7 protein-coding genes are annotated in these 5,062 nt (G+C 63.1%); 5 read left to right on the top strand and 2 right to left on the bottom strand.

The window, feature by feature from the left end; translation table 11 throughout:
- Positions 1–353: 353 nt before the first annotated feature.
- Positions 354–1,283 carry a hypothetical protein gene (locus tag AC1DX0_RS30900; RefSeq protein ID WP_477358232.1) on the bottom strand — a complete coding sequence of 310 codons (930 nt, stop codon included), beginning with the start codon at positions 1,281–1,283 and terminating at the stop codon, positions 354–356.
- Between the two features lie 71 nt (positions 1,284–1,354).
- Positions 1,355–1,960, bottom strand: a complete 606-nt coding sequence (gene leuD / locus AC1DX0_RS30895) for a 3-isopropylmalate dehydratase small subunit (RefSeq protein WP_477358229.1) — start codon at positions 1,958–1,960, stop codon at positions 1,355–1,357.
- 157 nt (positions 1,961–2,117) lie between these two features.
- Between leuD and AC1DX0_RS30890 the strand changes: the two genes are divergently transcribed.
- The 5 genes from AC1DX0_RS30890 (at position 2,118) to AC1DX0_RS30870 (ending at position 4,717) form a co-directional block, all read left to right on the top strand.
- Positions 2,118–2,543: a GNAT family N-acetyltransferase gene (locus AC1DX0_RS30890; RefSeq protein ID WP_477224657.1), complete on the top strand. Its 426-nt coding sequence runs from the start codon at positions 2,118–2,120 to the stop codon at positions 2,541–2,543.
- A gap of 94 nt (positions 2,544–2,637) precedes the next feature.
- A complete protein-coding gene (locus AC1DX0_RS30885) occupies positions 2,638–2,955 on the top strand; it encodes an ArsR/SmtB family transcription factor (protein WP_477224660.1) in 318 nt (105 codons plus the stop codon).
- Positions 2,955–3,401: an SRPBCC family protein gene (locus AC1DX0_RS30880; protein WP_477224656.1), complete on the top strand. Its 447-nt coding sequence runs from the start codon at positions 2,955–2,957 to the stop codon at positions 3,399–3,401. Before AC1DX0_RS30885 ends, AC1DX0_RS30880 begins: the two co-directional genes overlap by 1 nt.
- A 43-nt stretch (positions 3,402–3,444) precedes the next feature.
- The gene (locus tag AC1DX0_RS30875; RefSeq protein ID WP_477224655.1) at positions 3,445–3,936 is read left to right on the top strand and encodes an SRPBCC family protein; all 492 of its coding nucleotides are present in this window, start codon (positions 3,445–3,447) and stop codon (positions 3,934–3,936) included.
- A 49-nt stretch (positions 3,937–3,985) separates the two neighbouring features.
- On the top strand, positions 3,986–4,717 hold the full coding sequence (locus AC1DX0_RS30870; protein ID WP_477224654.1) for a DUF72 domain-containing protein: 732 nt from the start codon (positions 3,986–3,988) through the stop codon (positions 4,715–4,717).
- Positions 4,718–5,062 lie beyond the last annotated feature (345 nt).

Genomic DNA, 5,062 nt, shown 5'->3' with positions numbered 1-5,062 from the left:
CTCTCCAAGCGATGGCGGACAAAGACGGCAGGGACCATGATGACGTCGGGTGTTACCCGGTCCTAAGGGCGGTCGCCTGCCGCCGGGACTGCTGGCTGTGATGGGCCGCAGTCCCGGCCGCCAAACTACCCGATCCTTCTCAAACAATCCTATGGCGAAGCAAGGAGCGGAGCGACGCGGCGCAGACCATAGGATCCATGCCGCGACTTCAAGGCGTTGCAGCGGTGCAGAATTCTGCTCCGTTGCACCCTTCGACGACTGTCGCGGCATGGATCCTCGGGTCTGCGCTCCGCTGCGCGTCGCTCCGCCCGTGGATGACGAAAGCGCAGGGGGCGCCGCGCAACGCTAATGCTCTAATTCGCCGAACCCAGCGCCTTGTCSAGCGCYTCYTTSACATCGGCCGGCCAKSTCGCCACCGSCGGCCASGCATTCGGCTSGCCATTGTCGCCGCGMCGSGMGAARTAGAGCKYGTGCTGARCCGGRTCGACCGCCATGAARCCGTCATTGCCGCCGCARTCATGCGGCACGCAGCCGCTGGCGTAGAAGGCGCCCGACGCGGTCCTTTCCGTGCCGCCGCCGACCAGCAGGCTGGTCGCCATGTCGGGCATGTCCTTGCCGAGCAGTTTTTCGGCTTCCTTGTAGACTGCCTCATTGTGGAAGGCGTCGATGATGTTGTCGTATTTCGTCGGGTCGATGTCTTTCCAGTCGGTCCCGGGTTCCGGCATATAGGTCAGATTGCCGGAGGTGGTCAGCCCACCCGTCGGCGACCACTGCAGCGCCGGCTTCTCATCGCCCGGCAGCAGATAGGGCACGAAATAGATGGCGCTGTCGGAAATTGCCGCCGGCGGGGCGCCGCATTCGTCCTGTTCGACCGTCGTGGCCTGGATCTCGCCGCCTTCCGGCTTCCACACGATCACCTTCGCCGGGCCGCATTGGTTGCCGCCGTCGCCGACATCGACCAGCGCCACGTTGACGTCGCCGACCTTCACGATCTTGTCGAAGAAGACATCGTAGTTGCTGGCCAGCTGCTTGCCGTCATAGGCGAGCACCTTCTCGCCATCCTGCTCCGGCTGCGTGATGGTCAGCTGGCCGCCCTCGAACGGTATCGGCCCCTGGTTGTCATTGTCGGTCAGGGCCGCATTGGCGGTGCTCGACACATCTGCGGTCTTGCCGGACGCATCGGCAGCCGGCACGAGCACCAGGTCGGTCTGTGCATGCACGCCAGCCACCGGCATCAGAAGCCACGCCAGCCCGCAAACGCCGGCAAGAAGCGAACGTGCCATGACTGTCCCTCCCGTTCAGTCGCCGCGAACCCGGCCTGAAAGGGCCGGGCCTGTATCTCGGATGGTGCCGCTCAGGCCCAGGGGCGCTGTTCGGCGTTCTTCTTCTCGAACGAAGCTATGGCGCCGGCCTTCTCCATGGTCAGGCCGATATCGTCGAGGCCGTTGAGCATGCAGTGCCGCTTGAAGTCGTCGAGGTCGAAGGTGACGACGCCGCCATCGGGGCCACGGATTTCCTTGGCTTCGAGGTCGATCGACAGAGTGGCGTTGGAGCCGCGCGAGGCGTCATCCATCAGCTTCTCCAGATCCTCGGGGCTGACGGTGATCGGCAGCACGCCGTTCTTGAAGCAGTTGTTGTAGAAGATGTCCGCGAACGAGGTCGAGATGATGCAGCGGATGCCGAAATCGAGCAACGCCCACGGCGCGTGCTCGCGCGACGAGCCGCAGCCGAAATTGTCGCCGGCGACCAGGATCTGCGCCTTGCGGTAAGCCGGCTTGTTGAGCACGAAATCMGGRTTTTCCGARCCRTCGTCSTTRTAGCGCATYTCGGCGAACAGGCCGGTGCCGAGCCCGGTGCGCTTGATCGTCTTGAGATAATCCTTCGGGATGATCATGTCGGTGTCGACATTGACGATCGGCATCGGAGCGGCGACGCCGGTGAGCTTGTTGAATTTTTCCATGGCTTTGGCCCGTGTTTTCGTTTCGGGGGGGTTTGCTGAGGCACGGTTTACACAAAGCCGCGGGCAAATAAAAGGCAACTGTTTGTGCGCGCTGGCATAAGAGCACCCCCGCGAAAGCGGCTTCGAATTCGCGGGCTGATGGTGCACTCTCACCGGCATGGCTGAAAACTCCCACGTCCTCTACAACAGCGAACCGGCGCTCGGCATCGCCGAATTCCGCAAAGTGCTGGTGGAATCCGGCCTCGGCGAGACACGGCCTGTCGATGATCCCGCCAGGCTGCAGGCGATGCTGTCCGGCGCCAATCTGGTGCTGACCGCCCGCCTCGACATCGAGGGCAAGCCGCTGATCGGCGTCATCAGGGCGATGACCGACTTTTCCTGGGTCTGCTACATCTCCGAGCTCGCCGTCTCCCAATCGGCGCAAGGGCTTGGCATCGGCAAGGGCCTGATGGTCGAGGCACGCCGGCAGCTCGGCCCGTCGGTTGCCATCAGCCTGATCTCCATGCCCGACGCCGTCGGCTTCTACGAGCGCATCGGCATGAAACGCATGGCCGACGCCTTCTGGTTCTCCCGGAAGGGCTGATTTTTTCCCCCGATCTCCTTGCCCTCCGAACAGGCAACTTTTCGTGATCGCTCCGTCCGCTTGACATGCAACCAAATGGTTGCATATTGAAGCCATGAGCATGGATGCAGTCTTTCGCGCCTTGGCCGACCCGACACGTCGGCAATTGCTGGACAGCCTCCATGCCCGGAATGGGCAGACGCTGAACGCGCTGTGCGCTGAGATGGCCATGACGCGCCAGGCGGTGACCAAACATTTGGCGATCCTGGAGGAAGCAAACCTCGTCTCCACGCTCCGCCGGGGCCGGGAGAAGGAGCACTACCTCAACCCGGTTCCGATCAACGAGATCGCCGAGCGCTGGATCGGCAAATTCGAGCGCCATCAGCTGGATGCATTGAGCAATCTGAAGAAACGCCTCGAAAGGGAAGATTGATGAGCAACAGCTTCGTTTACGTGACCTACATCCGCACCACGGCCGAAAAGCTCTGGGAGGCGCTGACCGACCCGGAGTTCAACCGCCAGTTCTTCCTCTCATCCTATCAGGAGAGCGAATGGAAGGTGGGCGCCAGCTGGAAGCTGATCTTCCCAGACGGCCGCGTCGCCGACAGCGGCGAGATCCTTGAGATCGACCCGCCGCGACGCCTGGTCATCAAATGGCGCAATGAATGGATGCCGGAGATCAGGGAGGACGGCTACACGCGCTGCACCTTCGCCATCGAACAGGACGGCGAATTGATGAAGCTTGCCGTCACCCATGAAGCAGACGGGCCGCACAGGCTGATCGGCAACGTCGCCAAGGGCTGGCCGCTGGTGCTGGCCAGCCTGAAAAGCCTGCTCGAGACCGGCAAGGGGTTCGAGCGCCCGCCGTCAAAGGGATAAAAGGATCGTTTCGATACCGAACCAAATATCTTTGGAGGCATCCATGATGCACGTTCCCAGGGTACGAAGCATGACCAATGGCAAGACGATCATGGCATCCGCCGAGATCGAAGCGCCTTCGGAACGCGTCTTCACGGCGCTGGTCACGAAAGAAGTCGAGCAATGGTGGGGATCCGCCGACACCTACCGGATGGCCGACTGGTCGGCCGATCTTCGTGTCGGCGGCCGCTGGACTGTTGTTGTCCGCACAGTTGACGGCAGCGACCTGCCGGCCAGCGGCGAATTCCTTGAGATCGAAGCGCCACGCAGGATCGTGCAGACGCGGGCCTATGCCTGGGATCACCCGACGCTTGGCCGGCGGCAAACCACGGTCGCCTGGCTGCTGGAGCCAATCGCCGGGGGCACGCGCCTCACCATCTGCCATGGCGGTTTCGCCGGCCTGAGCGAAGCGGCGACTGAACATGCCGAGGGCTGGGGCCGGGTGCTGGCCTGGTTGCAGGCCTATGTCGAGGCTGGGAGACTGGCGGCGGCTTAGGCGGCGGGTCCCGCCTTGACCCGCACCTCATCTGGTCCACATCCCATGCATGGAAAAGCAGGGATGTTTCATAGGCACGGCCGGTTGGGGCATTCCGACGCGATACAAGGAAGACTTGCCCCAGCCGGGCTCGCATCTCGAACGCTATGCCCAGCGTTTCCCGATCGTTGAGATCGACACGTCCTTCTACAAACCGCATCGCCGCGAGACCTATGAACGCTGGGCGGGCTCCGCACCGGAGCACTTCCGCTTTGCCGTGAAGACGCCGAAAGCGATGACGCATGAGCATCGTCTCGTGGATTGCGATGCGCTTGCCGACACCTTTTTCCAGTCGGTCGAAGGTCTCGGCGAAAAACTGAGCGTGCTTCTGATTCAGCTGCCACCGAGCTTGCCCTTCGAGCCGGATGTCGCGAGCGGTTTCTTCGATATGCTGAGCCTGCGAACAAAGGCCAGGCTGGCATGCGAGCCGCGTCATCCCAGCTGGTTCGAAGCAGAGGCGGAAGCGCTTCTGGCCGGCCGGCGGATCGCGCGTGTTGCCGCCGACCCGGCTCCGGTCCCGGCCGCGGCGGTGCCAGGCGGCTGGTCCGGCCTCGCCTATTTCCGCTGGCATGGAATGCCGCGCGTCTATTACTCGGACTACGACACCGAAAGCCTCGACCGGATCGGCCGGCAGGTGCAAGCAGCGGCCGCTTCGGGCGCCGTGGTCTGGGGCATTTTCGACAACACGGCGTCAGGCCATGCGCTTGGCAACGCGCTGGCCGTCGATGCGATGATTGCTTAGACGCCGGCGGGACAGCACCCCCCTCTGTCCTGCCGGACATCTCCCCCGCAAGGAGGGAGATTACGCTCACAACCACTTTCGCTAACTCTCCGGCATTGCAGGAATGGGCGGGCCGCCGAAGCCGCCGATCTCCCCCTTGCGGGCCTGTTGTGTAATTGCAGCAGAGCGCGGATGAGAGCGGGATTGCGGGAATGTCGCCCGTATTCGTGAGTTCTTGTGTCTGGTTTGGAGTTTCGGGCGGCGGTTCGGCCTCGTGGGGCCGGACTGCGGGCGCACCTATCCTGTGATGGCGGCCCATCGGCGCATGTTGAAGGCAATCGCCGCTAACGTCACCTGGGCAGGCAG

The sequence above is a fragment of the Mesorhizobium sp. P3_A9 genome (assembly GCF_056402975.1).
The sequence above is the reverse complement of the archived record's forward strand: the minus strand, read 5'-3'. Positions and strand labels throughout refer to the sequence as shown.